Raw genomic sequence first — 24,160 nt, forward strand, 5'->3', positions numbered from 1 at the left:
TCCTTAGTGCTGGATCAAGTCACGGACATCGATGAAACGACCGTTGACCGCTGCCGCTGCCGCCATCGCCGGGCTGACCAGGTGAGTACGACCACCGGCACCCTGGCGTCCCTCGAAGTTACGGTTCGAGGTGGAAGCGCAATGCTCGCCGGAACCCAAACGGTCCGGGTTCATGGCCAGACACATCGAGCAGCCCGGCTCACGCCATTCAAAACCGGCTTCGATGAAGATCTTGTCCAGACCTTCCTTCTCGGCCTGCTCCTTGATCAGGCCCGAACCCGGAACCACGATGGCCTGCTTGACAGTCGCAGCCACCTTGCGGCCCTTGGCGACATCCGCCGCGGCGCGCAGGTCTTCGATCCGCGAGTTGGTGCAGGAGCCGATGAACACGCGATCCAGCTGAATATCGGTGATCGGCTGGTTGGCTTTCAGGCCCATGTATTTCAAGGCACGCTCGATGGAGCCACGCTTGACCAGATCCGCTTCCTGGGCAGGATCGGGCACGTTCTGATCGACGGCCAGCACCATTTCAGGCGAAGTACCCCAACTGACCTGCGGCTTGATCTGCGCAGCGTCCAGCTCGACCACAGTGTCGAACACCGCATCAGGATCGGAAACCAGGTCCTTCCAGGCCTCGACAGCCAGGTCCCACTCTGCGCCCTTGGGCGAGAACGGACGACCCTTGACGTATTCGACGGTTTTCTCGTCGGTGGCCACCATGCCGACGCGAGCGCCCGCTTCGATGGACATGTTGCAGATGGTCATGCGGCCTTCGATGGACAGGTCACGAATCGCGCTGCCAGCGAACTCGATGGCGTAACCGTTGCCGCCTGCCGTACCGATCTTGCCGATGACCGCAAGCACGATGTCCTTGGCTGTGACGCCAAACGGCAACTGGCCTTCGACCGATACCAGCATGTTTTTCATTTTCTTGGCGACCAGGCACTGGGTCGCGAGCACGTGCTCGACCTCGGAAGTGCCGATGCCGTGGGCCAGCGCACCGAATGCACCGTGGGTCGACGTGTGCGAGTCGCCGCAAACGACACTCATGCCCGGCAAGGTAGCGCCCTGCTCCGGGCCAACCACGTGAACGATGCCCTGACGCGGGTCGTTCATCTTGAATTCGGTGATGCCGTATTCGTCGCAGTTGTCGTCCAGGGTCTGGACCTGCAGACGCGAGACTTCGTCTTCGATGGCACCGATACCGCCCTTGCGCTCCGATGTGGTCGGAACGTTGTGGTCCGGGGTCGCAATGATGGAGTCGATGCGCCATGGTTTGCGCCCGGCCAGACGCAAGCCTTCGAAGGCTTGTGGCGAGGTCACTTCATGGATGATATGGCGGTCAATGTAGATCAGCGCCGAACCATCGTCGCGCTGTTTGACCAAATGCGAATCCCAGAGCTTGTCGTAGAGCGTTTTGCCGGCCATCGGACGTACTTCCTCATCAGCTTTCTTTCTATGCCTTGGGCAATCGGACATCGATGACCCCTTGGCTTGTGCGGACAATGCTATGGAATATGCTTAAATAACTCAAATTCATATTTTTTATGCTTTGGATAACCAACTGGAATCCGACCATGGATCTCGCCAACCTCAACGCCTTTATCGCCATTGCCGAAACCGGCAGCTTCTCGGGAGCAGGCGAACAACTGCATCTGACCCAGCCAGCCATCAGCAAACGCATTGCCGGTCTGGAACAACAATTGAATGTGCGCCTCTTCGATCGCCTGGGCCGGGAAGTCAGCCTGACCGAGGCTGGCCGCGCCCTTCTGCCTCGCGCCTATCAGATTCTCAATGTCCTGGATGACACCCGCAGGGCACTGACCAACCTCACTGGCGAAGTCACCGGCCGTCTGACCCTGGCTACCAGTCATCACATCGGCCTGCACCGTTTGCCGCCTTTATTAAGGGAGTTCACTCGCGCCTACCCCGAAGTGGCACTGGACATTCAGTTCCTGGATTCGGAAGTGGCCTACGAAGAAATTCTCCATGGCCGCGCAGAACTGGCGGTCATTACCCTCGCGCCTCATCCTCACTCGCTGGTACGCGCCGTGCCGGTCTGGGATGATCCTCTGGATTTCGTCGCAGCCCCGGAACACCCGCTGACCAACAGCGGCCCGATGAAGCTTGAGGACATCGTGCGCTACCCGGCCGTCTTTCCCGGCAGCAACACCTTTACCCATCACATCGTCAGCGGCCTCTGTGAAGCCCAGGGCCTCAAGCCGAACATCGCCATGAGCACCAACTATATGGAAACCATCAAAATGATGGTTTCCATCGGTCTGGCCTGGAGCGTTCTGCCGCGCACCATGCTCGATGAACAGGTGGCGCGCATTCCGTTGCCAGGCGTGCAACTCAATCGCCAGCTAGGCTACATCCTGCACACCGAGCGCACGCTCTCGAATGCCGCCAAGACGTTCATGGCGCTCCTGGATGCCCAGGCCTGACAGCCGGCCGTTTATTTCCAAGACAGAACACCGTAACCCTGATATATGGGTTACGTAATGTAACTCGATCGTTTTACTGGCTTTATTCATTAAAGGCTCGTGATCACATGTCCATCCCAGCAGATAGCTCCTCCCTGACGCACATCAGTGCGCAACAAACGTTAAAGGAACTGCGCGACCGCCTGGAGATGGCTCTGGGTGCTGCACAGATGGGAACCTGGGACTGGGACATTCCCAGCGACATGCTGCATGCATCGGCGCAGGCAGCACAGTTGCACGGGATGCCAGCACTGTCATTCCACGACAGCCTGCATATCTTTTTCACTGACGTACCTGTCGAAGAGCGCAACCGCATGCGCCAGGCGTACAACGCCATGCTCGACAGCCAGAGCGACCACTTCCAGATCACTTACCGGCTGCAACTGAAAAATGGCGCACCCCGCCTGCTGGAAGGCCGCGCCCGTCTGTATCGGGATGAAAACGGCGCGCCGCTGAAGCTGTCCGGCACGCTGCTGGACATCACCCAGCAGCATGCCCGCTCGGCGTTATTGGCCAGCGAAGAGAAATTCGCCAAGGCGTTTCACTCAAGCCCCGACTCGATCACCATCACCGAGCTGGAGTCGGGCCACTACATAGAGGTCAATGACGGTTTCTGCCGCCTGACCGGCTTCACCAGCCAGGAAGTACTGGGGCGCACAGCCTATGAAGCGGGACTCTGGGTAGAACCGGACCAGCTTCAGCAACTGATTGATCAACTGCGCAAGGAAGGACAGCTCCACCATATGGAAATGAACGGGCGCCACAAGAATGGCACCCCTCTCGTTCTCGATGTATCGGCCGAGTGCATCACGCTGGATGCAACCGCCTGCCTGCTGGTGACAGCACGGGACATCAGCCAGTTGAAATACGCCCAGGCCCAGGTCCAGCACCTTGCCTATCACGACCCGCTGACCAACCTGCCCAACCGCGCCATGCTGATGGAAAGGCTCAGCCAGCAACTCGCTCAGCTCAAGCAGGACAACCTGCGCGGTGCCCTGCTGTTTCTGGACCTGGACCACTTCAAGCACATCAACGATTCGCTGGGTCACCCGATGGGCGACTGCGTACTGACCATCGTGACCGCCCGCCTTGAAGCCAGCGTACGCCTTGAAGATACCGTCGCACGCCTGGGCGGCGATGAGTTTGTGGTACTGATTGGCGGCCTTGAAGGTTCACGGCATGAAGTCGCCACTCAAGTGCAGGAACTGGCCGACAACCTGCGCAAGCTGCTGGCAGAACCCATGTTCATCGACCGGCAGCGGCTGCAAGTGACACCGAGCATCGGTATTGCCCTGATCCCCGATCACGGCTCTAACCCCGCCGATATCCTCAAGCGTGCCGATATTGCGCTGTATCGCGCCAAGGACTCCGGCCGCAATGCCGCACAGCTATTCCACCGCTCCATGCAGAAAGCTGCCAGCCAGCGCCTGCGCATGGAGAACGACCTGCGCATGGCGCTGACCCGCAACGAACTGCACCTGTACTACCAGGCCCAGGTCAACACCCAGAGCGACAAGATCATTGGCGCGGAAGCCTTGCTGCGCTGGCAGCATCCCGATTACGGTCTGCTGGCACCTACACAGTTCATCCAGATACTCGAAGAAAGCGGGATGATTCTGGAAGTCGGTGGCTGGGCGCTGGAAGAGGCCTGCAAGGTCGGAGGCAAGTTGTTGCAACAAGGCCTGCTGCCGCTGAACGAATTCCTGCTGGGCGTGAACATCAGCCCGCGCCAGTTCCGCCAGACCGACTTTGTCGAACAAGTGGAAAGCTGCCTGAAACGCCATCGCCTGCCGCCCACCATGCTCAAGCTGGAAATCACCGAAGGCATTGTCATCCAGAACCTGGACGACACCATCGCCAAGATGCTTCGCCTGAAAAAGATCGGCGTCAGCTTTGCCATGGATGATTTCGGCACCGGCTATTCGTCCCTGACATATCTCAAGCGCTTGCCGGTAGACGTTCTGAAGATCGACCAGTCGTTCGTGCATGAGGCCGCCACAGACCCCAACGATGCCGAGATCGTTCGCGCCATCGTGGCCATGGCCCAGAGCCTCAATCTGAACGTCATCGCCGAAGGGGTGGAAACCATCGAGCAACTGGCGTTTCTCGAACAACTGGATTGCCACACCTATCAGGGCTACCTGTTCAGCGAACCCGTGCCCCATGCGGAGTTTGAAGCCTTGCTGCGACTGGAAAGAGGATTGCCCGAAAACAACATGCACTCCCTACTGGAGCAGGAATAGAAAAAAGGAAGGCATCCGCGGGATGCCTTCCTGTACCTGACATTAATGCTGCAGAACTTTCTGCTGATTGATGGGGATACGCTTTGGCTTGGCCTCTTCAGGCACCAGCCGGATCAGATCGATATTCAGAAGGCCGTGGGAAAGGCTGGCATTCTTGACTTCGATATGGTCCGCCAGGCGGAAGGACAGCTTGAACTCTCGCCGGGTAATGCCTTGGTGCAGATAGGTAATACCTTCGACTTCATCACCCCGCTTGCCCGCACTGACGGTCAGCACGCCGTTTTCGATCTGCAGTTCGAAATCCTCTTCCTGCATGCCGGCAGCCGCAATCACGATGCGATAGTGATCGTCGGAGTGCTTTTCCACGTTGTAAGGCGGATAACTGCTGGTTGAATCATTTCGGGCCACGGACTCGAACAAGTCATTGAAGCGGTCGAAGCCCACTGAATGGCGAAAGAGTGGGGCCAAAGAGAATGCAGTTGCCATAAATGGTTCTCCTTAATCAGTGAGACGGTAGTCATGCGATCCGTATCCGGTATCGCTTAACCACCAAATTAAGGTCTGCCCTGCAGATTTCAAGAGCCGTTTTTTACAGCGTTTACGACCGTTCGTCGGGAGAAAAACCGATCAATGCACTGATCCGGTCACAGTCCGTTTCGCGGCGCAGGGTATCGAACATGACAACCGCCTGCGGGTAGCTCTTGGTCAATAGCACCAGCCATTGCTTGAGACGTCCAGGCGCCTGGATCAGAGTCATCTTGGCCAGACAATCCTTCCAGAACGTACGCAGCATGGGTTGCAATTCGGCCCAGGTCATCTCGACAACCTCTTCACCCGCATTCGCCGCAGCGATCTGCCGGGCCAGATCCGGGCGTGCCACCAGCCCGCGACCGATCATGATGTCACGCGCACCGCAGATCTCCTTGCAGCGCCGCCAGTCATCCACCGTCCAGATCTCGCCATTGGCAACCACAGGGACCTTGACCACTTCCTGAATCCTGGCAATCCACTCCCAATGGGCAGGCGGCTTGTAGCCATCGACCTTGGTCCGGGCATGAACCACGATCCGCTCGGCACCGCCATCCACCAGCGCTCGCGCACAATCCAGGGCACCGTCGGTATTTTCGTAACCCAGACGCATCTTGGCAGTGACCGGAATGCCCTTGGGCACAGCACGTCGCACATGGCTGACGATGGAGTGCAGCAGCTCAGGCTCCTTGAGCAGGATCGCACCGCCACGAGATCGGTTGACGGTCTTGGCCGGGCAGCCGAAGTTCAGGTCCAGCACCGGCGCGCCCAGCTCACAGGCAAACGCGGCATTTTCTGCCAGACACACCGGGTCCGAACCCAGCAATTGCAGGTGCAACGGCACACCTGCCGCTGTCTTGGCATCAGTGTGCAGCTCCGAGGCCAGCTTGTAGAAATAGGCGGCAGGCATGACCCGCTCGGTCACCCGGATGAACTCGGTCACGCACCAGTCAACGCCGCCGACGCGGGTCAGCACATTACGCAGGATGTCGTCGACCAACCCCTCCATGGGCGCCAGAGCAATTTGCATGGGTCACACTCGAAAAAAAGTCCGGCAGTTTACTGCCCGGCGGCGGGATTTGGAACGTCGCCCGACATGGCAGCCCCATAACCCTCAATAAACTCGCCGGGCATGCGCTTGGGCTTGCCGCTGGACAACTCGATACAGACAAAGGTGGTCTGGGCGCGCAGCAGGGTCACGCCGTCCACCGGACGCCTCAATTGAAAGCAGCGGGTCATTTTCAGACGCTTGTCCCAGTCGACAATCCAGGTGGCCAGTTGCAGTTCGTCATCTTCGTAGGCGCTGGCCAGGTAATCGATTTCATGCCGCACCACCGCCATGGCCCGGTCCAGACGCCGATACTCGCTCAGGTCCAGCCCGAGATGCTGGGAATGCCGCCAGGCGCAGCGCTCCAGCCAGGAAACATACACCGCGTTATTGGCGTGTCCCAGGCCATCGATATCATCGGCTGCCACATTGAGGTCGATCACAAAAGGCGTTGCCCGATCCCAGACCATACTTGCTCCTGTTGTCGCGAAGGGAATGCCCTCTATATCCCTGCACCGACGTCTTCGCGGACGAATCCGCTCCTACGCACAGCTGCACCGGACAAGTTGGCAAAGGTCAGTCTAAACCACTGCCGACTTGGCCGCCCGCAACACACGATCCGACAACTCTCCGGTGCCCAGCGCACGGGCCAGCACCAGACCGCCGACCATCAGAGCGAGGTCAGCCAGGGCCTTGTCCGCCTCTTCAGGGTTCGAGGACAATTGCGCCACCATCAACTCCACATGCTCGGCCAATGCCGCCTGAAAGCCTTCCGGCAAGCGCGGCACGTCCCCCGCCGTAGAAGGGAGCGGACACGCTTCATCGGTGGCGTCGCGGTGCTTGCGTGACAGATAGAACGCTGCCAGCAAAGCACGCCGCTCATGGCAGGGAAGATGCTCATCGACTTGCGCAATGGCAGACCGTCGCTGCTTCAGCAGTCGAGCGAAGGCCTCAAGCATGAGCGACTCCTTGCTGTCGAAGTGGGCATAGAAACCACCCACCGTCAGCCCGGCAGCACTCATGATCTCATTGACGCTCGGCTGCTCCAGGCCACGACTGATCAAGGCCGCGCTGGCAGCATCGAGAATCCGCTCACGAGTTTGCGCTTTTTTATCTGTCATGCCGACCTCCAGAAATTACGCAGATAATATTATTCGCATAATCCCGAATGACAAGCGCAACGCGGCTTATCTGCCGAAGACAGACAAGTTGCCTGAAAGGAAAAGAGGAAGTGGCAGCAGAGCGGGCGAAATTAAAACAGGCCCAAAAAACAAAAGGGCCATTCAATAATCGAATGACCCTTGGTCTCGCAGAGCGAGAAATCGTGGCGTCCCCTAGGGGACTCGAACCCCTGTTACCGCCGTGAAAGGGCGGTGTCCTAGGCCACTAGACGAAGGGGACGCAAAACCTTCGAGCAGATTCGCTAACAGCGAACCCTGGCAAAATTGGTGGAGCTAAGCGGGATCGAACCGCTGACCTCCTGCATGCCATGCAGGCGCTCTCCCAGCTGAGCTATAGCCCCTGATTTATCGCCTCGCGGCGGAGATCAACCTTGCGGCATCACTCTTTTAAAATGGCGTCCCCTAGGGGACTCGAACCCCTGTTACCGCCGTGAAAGGGCGGTGTCCTAGGCCACTAGACGAAGGGGACAAAACCTTCTTTCGTACATGACCGGCGCTGGTTCCGGTCATCGTACTGTTTCAAGGCAATGTAGCCGACCTTGAAACTCTTTGTTTGGTGGAGCTAAGCGGGATCGAACCGCTGACCTCTTGCATGCCATGCAAGCGCTCTCCCAGCTGAGCTATAGCCCCACATCAGTGGACGGGGCGCATGTTAAGCGCGAGTCGCTAACCTGTCAAATTTATTTTCAACATTTTTGAAAATTTTTCGTCGACATAACAAACACTTAACGCTTCGCCCCCGAAAAACCGAGGTCGAATCGACCACTGTGCGCCCTGCCCTGCGAGCGCACAGTGATCCTCTACTGCATCAGGCTATGGCGCCCAGCAGTTTTTCCCACTCCTTGTTTTCCTTCTTGGAAACGCCACCGAGCAGATCGATGGCCTGACGCAGACGGAAACGAGTGAGGTCCGGACCGAGGATTTCCATCGCATCGAGCACCGAAACCGAACTGGCCTGCCCGGTAATCGCAGCGAACATCAACGGCATGGCATCGCGCAACTTCAGCTCCAGATGATCGACGACGGCCTGGATACAGGCCGTGATCGGGTCCTTCTCCCACTGACGCAGGGACTCAAGCTTCCAGAGGATCAACTGCATCAACTGGCGGACCTGATCGCCCGACAGCTTCTTGTGCTCGAACAGCTTCGCATCCGGCGTCACGCCGCCCGCGAAGAAGAAGCTGGCCAATGGCGCAATCTGGCTGAAGGTTTCGACACGACCCTGAACATGGGGCGCGATCTTCATCAGGTATTCGGGGTTCAGCGCCCAGTTCTGCACCCGGCTGGCAAACTCTTCGACAGGCAGCTCGCGCAGCCACTGGCCATTGAGCCAGGACAGCTTCTCGATATCGAATATCGGACCGCCCAGGGAGACACGGGACAGGTCGAAGTTATCGACCATTTCCTGCAGAGAGAACTTCTCGCGCTCGTCCGGCATCGACCAGCCCATGCGACCCAGGTAGTTGAGCATCGCCTCGGGCATGAAGCCCATGCGCTCGTAGAACGTCACCGACGTCGGGTTCTTGCGCTTGGACAGTTTGCTCTTGTCGGGGTTACGCAGCAGCGGCATGTAGCACAGCTGCGGTTTGTCCCAGCCGAAGTACTCATAGAGCAGAATCAGTTTCGGCGCGGACGGCAGCCATTCTTCACCACGCAGTACGTGGGTGATGCCCATCAGGTGGTCATCGACCACGTTGGCCAGGAAGTAGGTCGGCAAGCCATCGGTCTTCATCAGCACCTGCATGTCCATGCGATCCCAAGGGATCTCCACTTCGCCACGCAGAATGTCCGGCACCACGCAAACGCCTTCGGTCGGCACTTTCATGCGGATGACGTGCGGTTCGCCTGCATCCAGACGACGTTGCACTTCCTCCTTGGAGAGCAGCAAGGCACGACCGTCATAGCGCGGCGTCTCGCCCCTGGCCATCTGTTCGGCGCGCATCTGGTCCAGCTCTTCAGCGGTACAGAAGCAAGGGAAGGCATGACCAAGATCGACCAGTTGCTGAGCGTACTTCTGATAAATCTCGCCCCGCTCGCTCTGCCGATACGGACCATGAGGCCCGCCAACATCCGGACCTTCGCTCCACTCAATGCCCAGCCAGCGCAATGCATCGAAAATCTGCTGCTCTGACTCGCGAGTCGAACGCAACTGATCGGTATCTTCGATACGCAGGATGAACTCGCCACCGTGCTGCTTGGCAAAGCAGTAGTTGAAAAGCGCGATGTAGGCGGTGCCAACGTGGGGATCGCCAGTGGGTGATGGCGCAATGCGAGTGCGAACGGTGGTCATGAAAAATTCCGAAATAGATCGATCAAGCGCGGAATCTTAACAGGCGCTCCAGCACGGGTAAAAGCTTCGCGGGCAAGCCCCTTCCCACGAAACTTGCACAAGGCTGAAGTGGGAGGGGCCTTGGCAGCGACAGAGGCGGCCCCAATACCCCATCAAACTGCCAATAACCGCTCGCGCAATTTGGCGATCTCGTCGCGCATCTGCGCCGCGGCCTCGAACTCCAGATCCCGGGCCAACTGGTACATCTTCTCTTCCAGTTGCCGGATACGCTTGGTGATTTCGCTGGGCGAACGCAGTTCGTTCTCGTAGCGGGCATTTTCTTCGGCGGCCTTGGCCATGCCTTTGCGTTTCTTGCTGCGCGAACCGGGGACCGTCGCGCCTTCCATGATGTCCGCCACGTCCTTGATGACGCCCTTGGGCGTGATGCCATGGGCCAGGTTGTGGGCGATCTGCTTTTCACGACGCCGCTCAGTCTCGCCAATGGCCCGCTCCATGGAGCCTGTAATACGGTCGGCATACAGAATCGCCCGACCATTGAGGTTACGCGCGGCCCGACCAATGGTCTGGATCAGGGAGCGTTCGGAACGCAAAAAACCTTCCTTGTCGGCATCGAGAATCGCCACCAGCGACACTTCCGGCATATCCAGGCCTTCACGCAGCAGGTTGATCCCCACCAGCACATCGAAAGCCCCAAGACGCAGATCGCGGATGATCTCGACGCGCTCAACGGTATCGATGTCCGAGTGCAGATACCGGACCCGCACCCCATGGTCGCCCAGGTAATCGGTCAGATCCTCGGCCATGCGCTTGGTCAGGGTCGTGACCAGCACCCGTTCCTCCAGCGCCACACGCTTGGTGATTTCCGAGAGCAGGTCATCGACCTGAGTCAGCGCCGGACGAATCTCGACCTGCGGGTCCACCAGCCCTGTCGGGCGCACCACCTGCTCGATGATACGCCCCGCATGCTCGGCCTCGTAATTGCCGGGCGTGGCCGAAACGAATATGGTCTGCGGGCTGACCGCCTCCCACTCGTCGAAACGCATGGGCCGGTTATCCAGCGCCGAAGGCAGCCGGAAGCCATATTCCACCAGGGTTTCCTTGCGCGAGCGGTCGCCTTTGTACATCGCGCCGACCTGCGGCACGCTGACGTGGGATTCATCGATCACCAGCAAGGCGTCAGGCGGCAGATAGTCGTAAAGCGTGGGCGGCGGTGCTCCCGACGGGCGGCCCGAAAGATAGCGCGAGTAGTTTTCGATGCCGTTGCAGTAACCCAGCTCCAGAATCATTTCCAGATCGAAACGGGTTCGCTGCTCCAGACGCTGGGCTTCCACCAGCTTATTGTTGTTGCGCAGGTATTCCAGACGCTCCTGAAGCTCGACCTTGATGCCTTCCATCGCTTCAAGCAGCGTCTCGCGCGGCGTTACATAGTGACTTTTGGGGTAGAAGGTAAAACGCGGCAGCTTGCGAATCACCTCCCCTGTCAGCGGATCGAACGCCGACAGGCTCTCCACTTCGTCATCGAACAGTTCGACGCGGATCGCCTCCAGATCGGATTCGGCCGGGTAGATATCGATGACATCGCCACGGACCCGGAAGGTCGCCCGGGCAAAATCCATGTCATTGCGGGTGTATTGCAGGTCCGCCAGACGGCGCAGCAAGGCCCGCTGGTCGAGTTTGTCGCCACGGTCGATATGCAAGACCATGCGCAGATAGGTTTCCGGGCTGCCCAGGCCATAGATGCAGGACACCGTGGTGACGATGATGGCGTCCTTGCGCTCCAGCAGAGCCTTGGTCGCGGAAAGACGCATCTGCTCGATATGGTCGTTGATCGAGGCATCCTTCTCGATGAAGGTGTCCGACGACGGCACATAGGCTTCAGGCTGGTAGTAGTCGTAATAAGAGACGAAATATTCCACCGCGTTATTGGGGAAGAACGTCTTGAACTCGCCATATAGCTGGGCTGCCAGGGTCTTGTTCGGCGCCAGGACCAGCGTCGGGCGCTGCACCTGGGCAATGACGTTGGCAATGCTGAAGGTCTTGCCCGAGCCGGTCACACCCAGCAGGGTCTGATGCGCCAGCCCGGCCTCGATCCCTTCCACCATCAGGCGAATGGCCTCGGGCTGATCGCCGGCTGGCTCAAAACGGGTGACGAGCTGAAACTCGGACATGACCTACCTCTTGATTCGTTCGCGCAAAGGGTTCGTCTGCGCAGAGCCTACACGCAAAAACGAAATCACCGCCAACGCCCGATCCCGCCGGGAAGGACGTGCAGTGCTTGAAGTGATGCAGTGTAGATGGAGCCATATACTCATCTTTCAAGTCATCGATTGCCTATCGAATAGACGAACGTTGTCCCATAAGCCGGAAAAACCTTGAAAAAACCTGTTACGCCCTGTCGCTCCCGGAGTGGATGCTCTTTATACTGACTCCCCGTTTGTGCACCGCTCTGGCGCATTCTGTCGGAGCATGCACTGCACTCCCCTTCACTCTTCATTCAGAGCTGCCGCAAACAATGAGCCTGTTCTCCGCTGTCGAAATGGCGCCCCGCGATCCGATCCTGGGTATCAACGAAGCATTCAACGCCGACACCCGCACCACCAAGGTCAACCTTGGCGTGGGCGTCTACTGTGACGAAGACGGGCGCATTCCGCTGCTGCGCGCAGTTGCCGAGGCCGAGAAGATTCGCGTGGCACAACACGCTCCTCGCGGCTACCTGCCAATCGACGGTATCTCGGCCTACGACCTGGCCGTGCAGAAACTGCTGCTGGGTGCCGACTCGCCACTGATCGCCTCCGGCCGCGTGCTGACCACCCAGTCCGTCGGCGGTACTGGCGCTCTGAAAATCGGCGCAGACTTCCTCAAGCGCCTGCTGCCAAATGCCGTGGTCGCCATCAGCGATCCAAGCTGGGAAAACCACCGTGCCCTGTTCGAAGCGGCGGGCTTCGCGGTTCAGGACTATCGCTACTACGATGCTCCGACCCACGACGTCAACCGTGCCGGCATGCTCGAAGACCTGCAAAACCTGCCGAACGGTTCCATCGTTGTGCTGCACGCCTGCTGCCACAACCCGACCGGCGTCGACCTGACTCTGGAAGACTGGAAAAAGGTTCTGGAAGTGGTCAAGTCCAAAGGTCACGTACCGTTTCTGGACATGGCTTACCAGGGCTTCGGTCAAGGCATCGACGAAGATGCACTGGCAGTCCGTCTGTTCGCCGATTCGGGCCTGACCTTCTTCGCCTCCAGCTCGTTCTCCAAGTCCCTGTCGTTGTACGGCGAGCGTGTCGGCGCACTGTCGATCATCACCGAGTCCAAAGAAGAGACCGCCCGCGTCCTGTCCCAGGTCAAGCGCGTGATCCGCACCAACTACTCCAACCCGCCGACCCACGGCGCAATCATCTCTGCTGCGGTCCTCAACGACCCGGCACTGCGCGCCATGTGGGAAGAAGAACTGGGCGAAATGCGCGTGCGTATCCACGGCATGCGCAAAGCCATGGTCGAGCGTCTGGCCAACAACCCGGCCGGTCAGGACTTCAGCTTTGTCGGCCGTCAGTGCGGCATGTTCTCCTACTCGGGCCTGACCGCCGAACAGGCTCAACGCCTGCGCAACGAGTTCGGTATCTACGCTCTGGATACCGGCCGTATCTGCGTGGCAGCACTGAACCAGAAGAACATCGACGCGGTCTGTGACGCGATCAAGCAAGTGCTGTAAATCTGCACTGCAACATGAAAGGGAAGCCGGGCGAGAATCCGGCTTCCTTTTTTTGTACCTGCAAAAAACACCTCAAGTTATTTCCGGCAGGGCCGCTAATCTGTCCGTGGTTTTCTGGATGAAAGCCCACATGGACAAGCAGGCGATATCGCCTGCATCAGAATGTATTCAGGACAATACGGAGATTACATGAAGTTCAAATCTTTCAAACTCCCCTTCACTGCAGCAGCCCTGGCCCTGTCGCTGAGCCCACTGGCATCGATGGCGGCCGTCATTGAAGTCACCATGCAGAACAACACGCCAAAGACCTTGACGCTTGTTTCTTCAACCAGCGGCTTCCCGTCCACTCTGGCTCCTTATCAAACCGTCACGTTCATCGCGCCATCCGGCTTCAGCAGCAGCGATGTGCAGGCTGATTATGCGAGCGGCCAGTCCACCGGCGGATGCCGATTCCAGGCAGGCCACAAGGAATATTCGACCGGCCCGCAATACACCAGCAGCGCCAAGGGTTACGGACAACTATCGGATGGTGCCTGCTATGAATACGTTTCCAAGAAATGGTCGGCACCTTACAACTACAAAATCCATTTCATGATGTCGCAGTAAGTATTGGCGCACGCCGATTAGGACAACAAGGGAAGCAGACGCAAGTCTGGCTTCCCTTTTTCATGAGTGTGCTCCTGTAAAACCGCAACGCTTTGAGCATGGAAAAACAACACAACACCTTATTTACAAACTGCGTATCACTTCTTTGATTTCAGGTCAGGCATTGGAGCGTTTTATGGCCACAGTAGAATTTTACTTCCAGACACAGAACGCATGGAACATGGGACCTGCCTGCGGCACCACCATCACGAATTCAAGTAACCCGGCACCGGCTACCACCGCCTGCATATATATCATTCATAACACCCATGAGAACTCAACCTATGTGGGCTATGCCGATAATGCCTTTGACAGATGGAAAAGCCGTACGGAAGTCTTCCATATCATGGGCATACCCAATGCCTATGCGAAAAACATCTTGTGCGCCTATTGCCTGCCGACCGTGTCGGGCGGGCACTCCATGTATCTGAAAGGGGCCAACAACTGCGAGCACCTTCTGGTTCGCGCCGTGGCCAATGGTTTACTGGGGAAAACCACTAATACCAACTCCCAACTTGCCACTCTCCCTTTCAGTAATTCAACGGCGACGAAAGTCCAGGTCTACCTCCCTAGTGACCCCTGGGGAAAGCTGGAAGGTAGAAAACAAGACAATGTCGGGCTTTTTTATTGATTGCGACGCAAAACAGAAAGCCTGGGTGGTATGGGCTCCTGTTACCCATACCACCCCCCTTCTGGAGCCTTCCGACAAAAGACACGGCGCCCTTACCTGCTGACTCATACCGCTAAATTCCCGCCCCCGCTCCTCGTTTAATGGACAGTTCCCGTGGCCGTCGCCTGCCGACGGGCTGAATTCTCCAAGCAGGAACCCTGCATGAAACGCTCTCGACACCCTGGACGCGCCGTCCTTCTGGCGCTGTGCATGTTTCCGGTCATCGCCGTATGCGCCTGGCAAATCATGCCTTCGGGCAACAACGATGCAGCCACCGCGCTCGTCACCCGCAGCGACATTCAAAGCAGCGTGACGGCGCTGGGCACTCTGCAACCGCGCAGTTATGTGGATGTGGGTTCCCAGGCCACCGGCCAGATCATGAAGATCCACGCGCAGGTCGGCGATCAGGTCAAGGAAGGCCAGTTGCTGGTGGAGATCGATCCGTCCACGCAAAAGGCCCGGCTCGACGCCGCACGCTATGCCATTGAGAACCTCAAGGCGCAACTTCAGGAGCAGCGTGCCCTGCACGAACTGGCCCAGCAGAAACAGCAGCGTCAGAGAAGCCTGGCTGCCGGTGGTGCCACTCGCGCCGAGGATGTGCAGGCCGCCGAATCCGAGTTTCGCGCCACTCAGGCACGGGTCGACATGTTCAAGGCGCAGATTCTCCAGGCCCAGGCCAGCCTGCGCAGTGACGAAGCCGCGCTGGGCTACACCCGCATCTACGCGCCGATGTCCGGCACCGTGGTCGCGCTGGATGCACGGGAAGGCCAGACCCTCAATGCCCAGCAGCAGACACCGCTGATCCTGCGCATCGCCCGCCTCTCGCCCATGACCGTCTGGGCCGAGGTGTCAGAAGCCGATATCGGCCATGTCAAACCCGGCATGAGCGCCTACTTCACCACCTTGAGCGGCGGTGCCCGGCGCTGGAACAGCACGGTTCGACAGATTCTCCCGGTGCCGCCCAAGCCTCTGGAGCAAGCCAATCAGGGTGGCGGCAGCCCGAGCAACTCGGGCAAGAACGGCAGCGGCCGCGTGGTGCTCTATACCGTGTTGCTGGATGTCGATAATGCCGATCAGGCACTGATGGCGGAAATGACCGCGCAGATCTTCTTTGTCGCCAATAGCGCCCAGAACACCCTGACCGTTCCTCTTGCCGCCCTGAAAAGCGGACCACAGGCCGATCTGCAGACCGCACGGGTTCTCACCGCCAGCGGCGACATACAGAACCGTGAAGTCCGTACCGGCATCAGCGACCGTTTGCGGGTGCAGATTCTCGAAGGGCTGAATGAAGGTGACCGGCTGTTGATCGGCCCGTCCATCGGCAGCGGAGGCTGAATGCAAACGCCGCTGATCGACCTGCGGGATATCCGCAAATCCTACGGTGGTGGCGACAGCCCGCTGGTCAACGTGCTGCGAGGGATCGACCTGTCGATCCATGCCGGCGAGTTTGTGGCCATTGTCGGCGCCTCCGGCTCGGGCAAGTCGACCATGATGAATATTCTCGGCTGCCTCGATCGCCCAAGCTCCGGGCAATATCTGTTCGCCGGAGAGGATGTGGCAGGGCTGGACAGCGACGAACTGGCCTGGTTGCGGCGTGAAGCCTTTGGCTTCGTGTTTCAGGGCTATCACCTGATTCCGTCGGGCTCGGCACAGGAAAACGTCGAGATGCCGGCCATCTACGCCGGAACTCCCGCTGCTGAACGCCATGCCCGCGCCGCCGCCCTGCTCGACCGACTGGGGCTGGCCTCGCGCACCGGCAACCGCCCGCACCAACTCTCCGGCGGCCAGCAGCAACGGGTTTCCATTGCCCGCGCATTGATGAATGGCGGGCATATCATCCTCGCCGACGAACCTACCGGCGCACTGGACAGCCATAGCGGCGCAGAAGTCATGACCCTGCTGGACGAACTCGCCAGCCAGGGGCATGTGGTGATTCTGATCACCCACGACCGGGAAGTCGCCGCCCGCGCCAGGCGCGTCATTGAAGTCAGTGATGGCCTGATCGTCAGCGATACGGCATCCGGCAACCCGCAGGCACAAGCCCCGACCAATCCGGCCGCCTTGCAGGCCGTCGACCTGCGCCAGCGCCTGAGCGAAGGCAGTACCCGCAATGGCGCCTGGAAAGGTGAATTGCTCGATGCCATCCAGGCCGCCTGGCGGGTGATGTGGATCAACCGGTTCCGTACCGCACTGACCTTGCTGGGCATCGTGATCGGCGTTGCCTCGGTGGTGGTCATGCTGGCGGTGGGCGAAGGCAGCAAGCGTCAGGTCATGGCGCAGATGTCGTCCTTCGGCTCCAACATCATTTACCTCAACGGCAAGTCCCCCAGCCCGCGCACTCCCAAAGGCATCATCACGCTGGAGGAAGTCGCCGCACTGGGCGAACTGCCCGAGGTGAAAATGATCATGCCGGTCAATGGCGGACAGGCAGGCGTGCGCTTTGGCAATGCCGATCACTCCAGCTACGTGGGCGGCAACGACACGCACTTCCCGGCCATCTTCAACTGGCCGGTGGTCGAAGGCAGTTACTTCACCGAAGCCGACGAAAGAAACGCAGCAGCCGTGGCAGTGATCGGCCATAAGGTCCGGCAAAAGCTGTTCAAGGATATGGCCAGCCCCATCGGCCAGTACATCCTGATCGAGAACGTGCCCTTCCAGGTGGTTGGCGTCCTGCAGGAAAAAGGCGCCAGTTCCGGCGACCTGGACAGCGACAACCGCATTGCCATCCCCTACTCCTCGGCCAGCATCCGGCTGTTCGGTACCCAGAACCCGGAATACATCGCCATCGCCACCAAGGATGCCGGCAAGGTCAAGGAAGCCGAACGTTCGATCAATGACCTGATGCAGCGCCTGCACAACGGCAAGAACGATTATGAACTGACCAACAACGCCGCAATGATCCAGGCCGAAGCCCGGACCCAGAACACCCTGTCGCTGATGCTCGGCTCGATTGCCGCCATCTCGCTGCTGGTGGGCGGTATCGGCGTAATGAACATCATGCTGATGACCGTACGGGAACGCACTCGGGAAATCGGTATCCGCATGGCCACCGGCGCACGCCAGGGCGACATTCTGCGTCAGTTCCTCACCGAAGCCGTGATGCTCTCGGTGGTCGGCGGGCTGGCTGGCATCGTACTGGCCCTCGGCATGGGCGCAGCGCTGCTGCTCGGCAAGATCGCCGTGGCGTTTTCGCTGTTTGCCGTTGTCGGGGCCTTTGCCTGTGCATTGGTGACCGGCGTGGTCTTCGGTTTCATGCCTGCCCGCAAAGCTGCCCGGCTCGACCCGGTTGCGGCCCTCACCAGCGAATGATCTATCGATGAAGCCAACCCTGACCCTGCTGACCTGCTGCCTGCTTCTGGCGGCCTGCAACACTTCTGTCCCCTCCATCGACAGCGGCATCCAGCCACCGCCAAGCTGGGAGTTCGCCCAAGGCGCCGCCTTGCAGCGCACTGATGCTCAGTGGTGGCAACAATTCGGCAGCCCGGACCTGAACCGCCTGATCGAACAGGCCCGGGTCAACAGCCATGAAGTCGCAGCCGCCATGGCCCGTGTACGTCAGGCTCAGGCAACGGCGACCATCGCCGGAGCACCCACGCGCCCTGAACTCACCTACGACATCCGGGGCGAGCGCAACAAGTTCCTGCGCAGCAGCGACCGCAAGGCCAGCCCTTCGGATGACAACAATACCGACGCCTTTACCACCAGCCTGACCGCCAGTTACGAAGTGGATTTCTGGGGTGGCGTATCCGCCGCTCGGGACAGTGCGCTACAAAGTTTGAAAGCCAGTGAGTTCGACAGGGCCACGGTGGAACTGACCCTGCTCAGCAGCGTGGCCGATCGCTACGCGCAAACCCTGTCAGCCAGAGAGCAGAGCCATATCGCCGAGCTGAACCTGGCCAATGCCAGGAACGTGCTGAGACTGGTGCAGACTCGCTACGACTCGGGTTCCGCCACGGCACTGGAACTGGCTCAGCAGAAGAACCTGGTTGCAACTCAACAACGTGAACTGCCGCGTATTCAGCAACTGGCCAGTGAGCAACAGATCACCCTCGCTGCCCTCCTCGGCCAACCCGTGCAACATCTGCAGTTGGGCAATCAGGATTTCGAGAACCTGAGCTGGCCACAGATCGGCACAGGGCTGCCCAGCGAACTGCTGACCCGTCGTCCTGACATCGCCAAGGCCGAAGCCGAACTGGCCGCCGCCCAAGCCGATGTCACCGTAGCCCGCGCTGCCCTGCTGCCCAAACTGACCTTGAGCGCTACTTTAGGCACGGAGGTGGTTCGGGCCGAAGACTGGCTGCGAGCGCCCTTCAGCAGTCTGGCTGCCGGCCTGACCGGACCGATCTTCAATAACGGACGCCTGAGCGCAGAGCGCGACAAGGCCACGGCCCGTCAGGAAGAACTGCTGGAAACCTATCGCGGCGCGATCATCAACAGCTTCGCCGACGTGGAGAAAGCCTTGAACAGCATCAGCGGCCTGGACCAGCAAAGGTACTGGCACGACGAAGAACTCAAACAGGCCCAGACCGCATTCCGCATCGCCCAGAGCCGTTACGAGGCTGGCGCGGAGGATTTGCTGACCGTGCTGGAAACCCAACGCACGCTGTATCTGGCCCAGGATGTGAGCGTGCAGCTTCGGCTGTCGAGGGTGCAGGCAAGTATTGCGTTGTACAAGGCCCTGGGTGGCGGTTGGACACAAACCCTTCACTAATGTCTCGCGAATAAATTCGCTCCTACAGATTTGCACCGTACTAGAGTAGGACCGGATTTATCCGGGAAAGGGCCTGTACATCCGCCGCATCTTTATCTGAAGAAATAATGCCTTCCCGAATAAATTCGATCCTACAGATTCAGGAATCAAACCCCGCCAAACCACTTCTCCGGCAGCAGGTTCCTCGCATACCACGGCCGACGCGGCACGCGGCGCAGGAGGTTGCCGAGCTTGTCATCGGCCGCAAAAGTAATGCGCAGCGCCAGTTTCATGACCTCCGGGTCCATTTCCATGGTGGTCCCGGCATTCAGGCCCGGTGTGGTGCTGCATCCATGAGTCTGCGGGCCGAGCCAGGGATCGCTGATCTCAACCCAGCGCCCCGGCGCGAACCATGGCACGCCATTGACCTCAAGACGGCTCACCTCTCCCGGATGAAAGCGCTCATGGGCACGGAACCAGTCGTCGATCCGGTCATCGATCCAGCCATGGAACATCCAGAACACCGGATGCACATGGGATGAAAACGGGTCAGCGAGAAAGTCGTTTTCCGGCTCGAACCAGCGTGCCGCGAAATCCGCCGAGTCACGGGCCATGGGCACCGGCTCGCCATTTGAAGGGTCTCGCGCAACGGACGCCCAGCGCATGTGCAACCAGTCATGCAGCTCCAGCTCAACCTGGGAACCGAACTGGCCAAGGGTCAGTTTCGACAAGAAGCGCGGGTCCCGGTATTGGGATTCCCACGCCTGAAAATGCGTGCTGAATGTCTCGTCGCTTTTGATATCGCTGACCAACTGGCTATATTCCGCATCGCCATTGGCCTGCCAGGGCGGTGGCAACGCGCAGCCATCGTGATTATCGAAGTAACGGGCAAAGCCCTGACGATCCCGCTCCAGCTCCGGTTGCGGCAAGGGAAAGCGCGGCCAGGAAGGAAGCTCCTGAAACTGACGGGCCTGAATCAGCATGTGCCGATGCATATAGAAAAAGTCGATGCCCGAGCCATTACGGTCCTTGCGCTCACCACGGGCATCGCGCTCCTTGTCTCGCGGACCTGGCTGCCAGCCGATACCGCGCAGGGCATTGCGTTTTTCTTCGGGCAGGCGATGCCACTTGTCGCGGCTGGCATGCCAGAGCTGGTGAAACAGGCGATGCTCCTTTGAAACCAGCCAGGCCAGAAACGGCGGCGTCAGCCCGATACGGTCACGGGCTTCGGGGAACACTTGCTTGGTGGCAATAAAACGATTTTCCAGCTCAGGCAACGCCAGCGGACGATCCAGACGCTCGATGCGCCCACTCAAGGTGCCGCTGCCCGCATTACCGAAGCTGCCCCAGACTTCATCCAGAACCATGCTGAATTCATAGTCCGGCGCATCGCTTTGCGGGCTGTCATCGAGATGGCCGTCAATGACCCGAAAATACAGCTTCGAGGCGTCGGCAGAACGCAGGTCGCCGATCACCCGGAAGCGCGGCTCAGCCTCGCCACGCAGACGCTCAGCGGTGTCGATATAACCCCGCAGGCCACGACCACGCGGGGCAATGTCCAGGAACATTTCCAGGCCCTTGAGCGGTGCTCCGGCCAGTCCAGCATCACGCCCCTCGAAACGGATATCCCATATCCCGCGCAGCTTATCGGCCAGCCTCTGGGTGGCGGTGTCGGCCGCTGCGGCAGTCGCTTCCCCCGGTGTAACGGGCTCTTCGACGCGCGTGAGTTCGCGATGTGCGTAATAAGCAGCCGGTACCGCAGCACCGGTCAGCGCCAGGCCCGCTATAAAACCTCGTCGAGAAATCGTCATTGCCCTACCTGTTAACGCCCCGAAACGGTCTTTATCCAAGCTAGGACGTAGCATCGACGGAGAAATTTAGGGGCAGAACCGCGAACTGCATCCGCGCTAAATTTTTCCGTCATCCGCTCGTTCTCCCCAGATAGCAAAGGCCCTTGTGCGTGCTTCTGAACGGCGAACCTGAAAGAGATGGCAATGACAAAACCGCGTTGGAAAAAGGCTCTTTTCATTGGCCTGCCCCTGGCTCTGGCGATCAGTGCAGGCGCAGGCTGGCTGGCCTGGAATTACTGGTCGCCATCGGGTTACCCGGTCAAGGTGATGAAACAGGCCGAAGAGCTGCAGGAACGAATCATTTCCTTTGACAGCCACATCACCGTGCCTTTGAAGTTCGGCAGCGAGCGCAACGAAGCGGACAAGGATGGCTCCGGGCAATTCGATCTGGTGAAGACCGCACGCGGGCGTTTGTCGGGTGCGGCACTGACGGTATTTGGCTGGCCGGAAATCTGGAACGGCCCCAATGCACCGCACCGCCCGACACCGGGCTTCGTGGATGAGGCGCGCCATCAGCAAGAGGTCCGCTACAAGATCATCACCGGCATGGTCCGCGATTTCCCGAACCAGGTCGGCATCGCCTACACCCCGGACGACATGCGCCGCCTGCATGGCGAAGGCAAGTTTGCGATTTTCATCAGCATGCTCAACGCCTACCCGCTGGGCAACGACATCAATCTGCTGGACCAGTGGACGGCGCGCGGCATGCGCATGTTCGGCTTCAGCTATGTGGGCAACAACAGTTGGGCGGACTCTTCTCGTCCGTTGCCGTTCTTCAATGACTCCCAGGACCCGCTGGGCGGGCTGTCCGAGATCGGCAAGCAGGCGGTGCATCGCCTGAATGATCTGGGCGTGATCATCGACGTGTCACAGATGTCGACCAAGGGCCTGGAGCAGGTCAGCCAGTTGAGCCGCACACCCATGGTCGCCTCGCACTCCGCGCCACGGGCGCTGGTGGACATTCCACGTAATCTGAGCGACGAGGAATTGCAGCTCATCAAGCAGAGTGGCGGCGTGGTGCAGGTCGTGGCGTTCCCGGCCTACCTGAAACCCCTGACCCAGAAGACCCAGGACAAGCTCAACAAGCTGCGCAAGGACTTCGACCTGCCGCCACTGCCGAACCTGGCCATGGCGCTGATGCCGGGCGACGCGATCATTACCGTCTGGCCGGAGCAACGTTTCGGTGCTTACGCCAGCAAGCTGTACGCCATCCTCGAAGAAGAGCCCAAGGCCACCGTCAAGGACTTCGTCAACGCCATTGACTACACGGTGAAGAAGATCGGCATCGATCACGTGGGCATCAGCTCCGACTTCAACGATGGCGGCGGCGTGGATGGCTTCAAGGATGTCAGCGAGATCCGCAACGTGACCGCCGAACTGATCGAGCGCGGCTATGCCGATGCCGACATTGCCAAGCTCTGGGGTGGCAACTTCCTGCGGGTCTGGGAGCAGGTGCAGAACTCGGCCAGACCGGTCACCCGCCAATGAACCTCTACAGCTTGCACACCGACATTTCAGGTATGGCCGCTCATGACTGACCGCAGAACCTTTCTCAAACAGGCTGGCCTGCTCGCGGCTGCACTGCCCATGGGTGCCAGCCTGACCCACTCGGCCACGGCGGCCGCTATCGAACTGGCTCCCAAGGACAAATGGACCACCTTGCGCGGCCTGTTCAATCAGGACCCGGACTATATCCACTTCGCCAACTTCCTGATTACTTCGCACCCCAGGCCGGTGAGCGATGCCATCGAGCAACACCGGGCCAATATCGACCGCAACCCCGGCCTGGCCATGGACTGGGACCTGCAGGAAACCAGCCGTCGCGAAGACAAGGTTCGCGAGTGGGCCGGCAAGTACTTCAATGCCAGGCCCGGTCAGATCGCCCTGACCGGCAGCACAACCGAAGGTCTGGCCATTATCTATGGCGGCATTCATGTACGGCCGGATCAGGAAATCCTCACCACCGAACATGAACACTTCTGTACCCGCAACATCCTGAACTCGCGCAAGAAGAGAGAAGGCACACAGGTCCGCAAGATCCGCCTGTTCAAGGATTCCATCACTGTTTCAAGCGACGAAATCATCGGCAATATCGCCCGGGCCATTCGTCCCGAAACCCGCGTACTGGGGATGACCTGGGTGCAATCGGGCAGCGGCGTCAAGCTGCCGGTCGGTGAGATTGGTGCCCTGGTTCAGGAGCAGAACCGTAATCGCGACGACAAGGACCGCATCCTGTACGTGATCGATGGCGTACACGGTTTCGGGGTCGAGAACCTGGACTTCCCGAGCATGAACTGCGACTTCTTCGTCGCCGGGACCCACAAATGGATGTTCGGACCACGAGGCACCGGCATCATCTGCGCCCGCTCGGAGCAGTTGAAAGATGTCACCCCGCTGATCCCCAGTTTTTCGGAAGCGACCAACTTCGGCACGATCATGACACCCGGCGGCTACCACTCATTCGAGCACCGCTGGGCGGTAGACAAGGCCTTTGAGTTGCACCTGCAACTGGGCAAGGCCGATGTCCAGTCGCGCATCCACCAGCTCAACACCTACATCAAGCAACGCCTGAAAGAACAGCCGGGCATAGAACTGGTCACGCCCATGGCGCCCGAACTGTCGTCGGGGTTCAGTTTCTTCAGAGTCAAGGACCGCAACTGCGACGACGTGGCGGCCTGGCTGATGAAAAACCATGTAGTGGTCGATGCCGTGGATCGGGATATCGGACCGGTCGTGCGCACCGCTCCGGGCCTGCTCAATAACGAGGCCGAAATAGATCGCTTCCTGGCCGTCCTCGGCCAACGCCCATGACGCTTGTCA

The 24,160-nt window shown here is 59.4% G+C and carries 18 protein-coding genes and 4 tRNA genes; 10 read left to right on the top strand and 12 right to left on the bottom strand.

The genetic code is table 11. The annotated features are described in order from the left end of the window. Positions 1–3 precede the first annotated feature (3 nt). Entirely contained in the window at positions 4–1,428 is a 1,425-nt protein-coding gene (leuC, locus tag JL015_RS25445) for a 3-isopropylmalate dehydratase large subunit (protein WP_095066918.1), read from the bottom strand. Between the two features lie 149 nt (positions 1,429–1,577). On the opposite strand from leuC, the gene JL015_RS25450 reads away from it, so the two are divergent. Together JL015_RS25450 and JL015_RS25455 are read left to right on the top strand one after the other, a co-directional pair. Beyond that, positions 1,578–2,447 (top strand): LysR family transcriptional regulator, encoded by an 870-nt coding sequence (locus JL015_RS25450; RefSeq protein ID WP_201020422.1) that lies wholly within the window; start codon positions 1,578–1,580, stop codon positions 2,445–2,447. 107 nt (positions 2,448–2,554) lie between these two features. Then, a complete protein-coding gene (locus JL015_RS25455) occupies positions 2,555–4,729 on the top strand; it encodes a putative bifunctional diguanylate cyclase/phosphodiesterase (protein ID WP_201020423.1) in 2,175 nt (724 codons plus the stop codon). A 42-nt stretch (positions 4,730–4,771) separates the two neighbouring features. Here the strand turns inward: JL015_RS25455 and JL015_RS25460 are convergent, their stop codons facing one another. The 10 genes from JL015_RS25460 to uvrB all read right to left on the bottom strand — a co-directional run bounded on the left by JL015_RS25460 (position 4,772) and on the right by uvrB (position 11,944). After that, complete coding sequence (locus JL015_RS25460) at positions 4,772–5,215, bottom strand: Hsp20 family protein (protein WP_025260662.1); 444 nt, start codon at positions 5,213–5,215, stop codon at positions 4,772–4,774. A gap of 112 nt (positions 5,216–5,327) precedes the next feature. Next, a complete protein-coding gene (locus JL015_RS25465) occupies positions 5,328–6,287 on the bottom strand; it encodes a tRNA dihydrouridine synthase (protein ID WP_201020424.1) in 960 nt (319 codons plus the stop codon). Between the two features lie 29 nt (positions 6,288–6,316). Beyond that, positions 6,317–6,775, bottom strand: a complete 459-nt coding sequence (locus tag JL015_RS25470; RefSeq protein ID WP_201002599.1) for an acyl-CoA thioesterase — start codon at positions 6,773–6,775, stop codon at positions 6,317–6,319. A 111-nt stretch (positions 6,776–6,886) separates the two neighbouring features. Continuing rightward, the gene (locus JL015_RS25475) at positions 6,887–7,426 is read right to left on the bottom strand and encodes a TetR/AcrR family transcriptional regulator (RefSeq protein ID WP_201020425.1); all 540 of its coding nucleotides are present in this window, start codon (positions 7,424–7,426) and stop codon (positions 6,887–6,889) included. A gap of 204 nt (positions 7,427–7,630) precedes the next feature. Beyond that, a tRNA-Glu gene (locus JL015_RS25480) sits at positions 7,631–7,706 on the bottom strand. Positions 7,707–7,751: 45 nt separating this feature from the next. Further along, a tRNA-Ala gene (locus tag JL015_RS25485) sits at positions 7,752–7,827 on the bottom strand. Positions 7,828–7,879: 52 nt separating this feature from the next. Then, positions 7,880–7,955, bottom strand: a tRNA-Glu gene (locus JL015_RS25490). Positions 7,956–8,040: 85 nt separating this feature from the next. Next, positions 8,041–8,116 (bottom strand) — tRNA-Ala (locus JL015_RS25495). Positions 8,117–8,294: 178 nt separating this feature from the next. Continuing rightward, positions 8,295–9,776, bottom strand: a complete 1,482-nt coding sequence (gltX, locus tag JL015_RS25500) for a glutamate--tRNA ligase (protein ID WP_201002603.1) — start codon at positions 9,774–9,776, stop codon at positions 8,295–8,297. Positions 9,777–9,928: 152 nt separating this feature from the next. Continuing rightward, on the bottom strand, positions 9,929–11,944 hold the full coding sequence (gene uvrB, locus JL015_RS25505; RefSeq protein ID WP_201002605.1) for an excinuclease ABC subunit UvrB: 2,016 nt from the start codon (positions 11,942–11,944) through the stop codon (positions 9,929–9,931). Positions 11,945–12,288: 344 nt separating this feature from the next. Between uvrB and JL015_RS25510 the strand changes: the two genes are divergently transcribed. The 6 genes from JL015_RS25510 (at position 12,289) to JL015_RS25535 (ending at position 19,511) form a co-directional block, all read left to right on the top strand. Then, the gene (locus JL015_RS25510; RefSeq protein ID WP_201020426.1) at positions 12,289–13,485 is read left to right on the top strand and encodes an amino acid aminotransferase; all 1,197 of its coding nucleotides are present in this window, start codon (positions 12,289–12,291) and stop codon (positions 13,483–13,485) included. Positions 13,486–13,674: 189 nt separating this feature from the next. After that, entirely contained in the window at positions 13,675–14,091 is a 417-nt protein-coding gene (locus JL015_RS25515) for a hypothetical protein (protein WP_201002608.1), read from the top strand. A gap of 175 nt (positions 14,092–14,266) precedes the next feature. Continuing rightward, a complete protein-coding gene (locus JL015_RS25520; protein WP_201002610.1) occupies positions 14,267–14,761 on the top strand; it encodes a hypothetical protein in 495 nt (164 codons plus the stop codon). A 201-nt stretch (positions 14,762–14,962) separates the two neighbouring features. After that, positions 14,963–16,135 carry an efflux RND transporter periplasmic adaptor subunit gene (locus JL015_RS25525; RefSeq protein ID WP_201020427.1) on the top strand — a complete coding sequence of 391 codons (1,173 nt, stop codon included), beginning with the start codon at positions 14,963–14,965 and terminating at the stop codon, positions 16,133–16,135. Further along, complete coding sequence (locus tag JL015_RS25530; protein WP_201020428.1) at positions 16,136–18,109, top strand: MacB family efflux pump subunit; 1,974 nt, start codon at positions 16,136–16,138, stop codon at positions 18,107–18,109. A 7-nt stretch (positions 18,110–18,116) separates the two neighbouring features. After that, positions 18,117–19,511: an efflux transporter outer membrane subunit gene (locus JL015_RS25535; RefSeq protein WP_201020429.1), complete on the top strand. Its 1,395-nt coding sequence runs from the start codon at positions 18,117–18,119 to the stop codon at positions 19,509–19,511. 146 nt (positions 19,512–19,657) lie between these two features. On the opposite strand, the gene pvdP is transcribed toward JL015_RS25535, so the two are convergent. Then, positions 19,658–21,301, bottom strand: a complete 1,644-nt coding sequence (pvdP, locus tag JL015_RS25540; protein ID WP_201020430.1) for a pyoverdine maturation tyrosinase PvdP — start codon at positions 21,299–21,301, stop codon at positions 19,658–19,660. A 183-nt stretch (positions 21,302–21,484) separates the two neighbouring features. Between pvdP and pvdM the strand changes: the two genes are divergently transcribed. After that, positions 21,485–22,828, top strand: a complete 1,344-nt coding sequence (pvdM, locus tag JL015_RS25545) for a pyoverdine-tailoring dipeptidase-like protein PvdM (RefSeq protein ID WP_201020431.1) — start codon at positions 21,485–21,487, stop codon at positions 22,826–22,828. Positions 22,829–22,870: 42 nt separating this feature from the next. Continuing rightward, positions 22,871–24,151: a pyoverdine-tailoring periplasmic protein PvdN gene (gene pvdN, locus JL015_RS25550; RefSeq protein WP_201020432.1), complete on the top strand. Its 1,281-nt coding sequence runs from the start codon at positions 22,871–22,873 to the stop codon at positions 24,149–24,151. The last annotated feature ends 9 nt before the right edge of the window (positions 24,152–24,160 follow it).

Source organism: Pseudomonas cichorii, from assembly GCF_015471405.1.
In the GTDB taxonomy this organism is placed as follows: Bacteria; Pseudomonadota; Gammaproteobacteria; order Pseudomonadales; family Pseudomonadaceae; genus Aquipseudomonas; species Aquipseudomonas serbiensis.

Bases quoted from the DNA above. Each gene is read 5' to 3' on its own strand.
- leuC (WP_095066918.1), bottom strand. From the start codon at position 1,428: ATGGCCGGCAAAACGCTCTACGACAAGCTCTGGGATTCGCATTTGGTC.
- JL015_RS25450 (WP_201020422.1), top strand. From the start codon at position 1,578: ATGGATCTCGCCAACCTCAACGCCTTTATCGCCATTGCCGAAACCGGC.
- gltX (WP_201002603.1), bottom strand. From the start codon at position 9,776: ATGACCACCGTTCGCACTCGCATTGCGCCATCACCCACTGGCGATCCC.
- JL015_RS25475 (WP_201020425.1), bottom strand. From the start codon at position 7,426: ATGACAGATAAAAAAGCGCAAACTCGTGAGCGGATTCTCGATGCTGCC.
- JL015_RS25470 (WP_201002599.1), bottom strand. From the start codon at position 6,775: ATGGTCTGGGATCGGGCAACGCCTTTTGTGATCGACCTCAATGTGGCA.
- JL015_RS25510 (WP_201020426.1), top strand. From the start codon at position 12,289: ATGAGCCTGTTCTCCGCTGTCGAAATGGCGCCCCGCGATCCGATCCTG.
- JL015_RS25530 (WP_201020428.1), top strand. From the start codon at position 16,136: ATGCAAACGCCGCTGATCGACCTGCGGGATATCCGCAAATCCTACGGT.
- JL015_RS25455 (WP_201020423.1), top strand. From the start codon at position 2,555: ATGTCCATCCCAGCAGATAGCTCCTCCCTGACGCACATCAGTGCGCAA.
- JL015_RS25460 (WP_025260662.1), bottom strand. From the start codon at position 5,215: ATGGCAACTGCATTCTCTTTGGCCCCACTCTTTCGCCATTCAGTGGGC.
- JL015_RS25525 (WP_201020427.1), top strand. From the start codon at position 14,963: ATGAAACGCTCTCGACACCCTGGACGCGCCGTCCTTCTGGCGCTGTGC.
- pvdP (WP_201020430.1), bottom strand. From the start codon at position 21,301: ATGACGATTTCTCGACGAGGTTTTATAGCGGGCCTGGCGCTGACCGGT.
- JL015_RS25535 (WP_201020429.1), top strand. From the start codon at position 18,117: ATGAAGCCAACCCTGACCCTGCTGACCTGCTGCCTGCTTCTGGCGGCC.
- uvrB (WP_201002605.1), bottom strand. From the start codon at position 11,944: ATGTCCGAGTTTCAGCTCGTCACCCGTTTTGAGCCAGCCGGCGATCAG.
- pvdN (WP_201020432.1), top strand. From the start codon at position 22,871: ATGACTGACCGCAGAACCTTTCTCAAACAGGCTGGCCTGCTCGCGGCT.
- JL015_RS25465 (WP_201020424.1), bottom strand. From the start codon at position 6,287: ATGCAAATTGCTCTGGCGCCCATGGAGGGGTTGGTCGACGACATCCTG.
- pvdM (WP_201020431.1), top strand. From the start codon at position 21,485: ATGACAAAACCGCGTTGGAAAAAGGCTCTTTTCATTGGCCTGCCCCTG.
- JL015_RS25515 (WP_201002608.1), top strand. From the start codon at position 13,675: ATGAAGTTCAAATCTTTCAAACTCCCCTTCACTGCAGCAGCCCTGGCC.
- JL015_RS25520 (WP_201002610.1), top strand. From the start codon at position 14,267: ATGGCCACAGTAGAATTTTACTTCCAGACACAGAACGCATGGAACATG.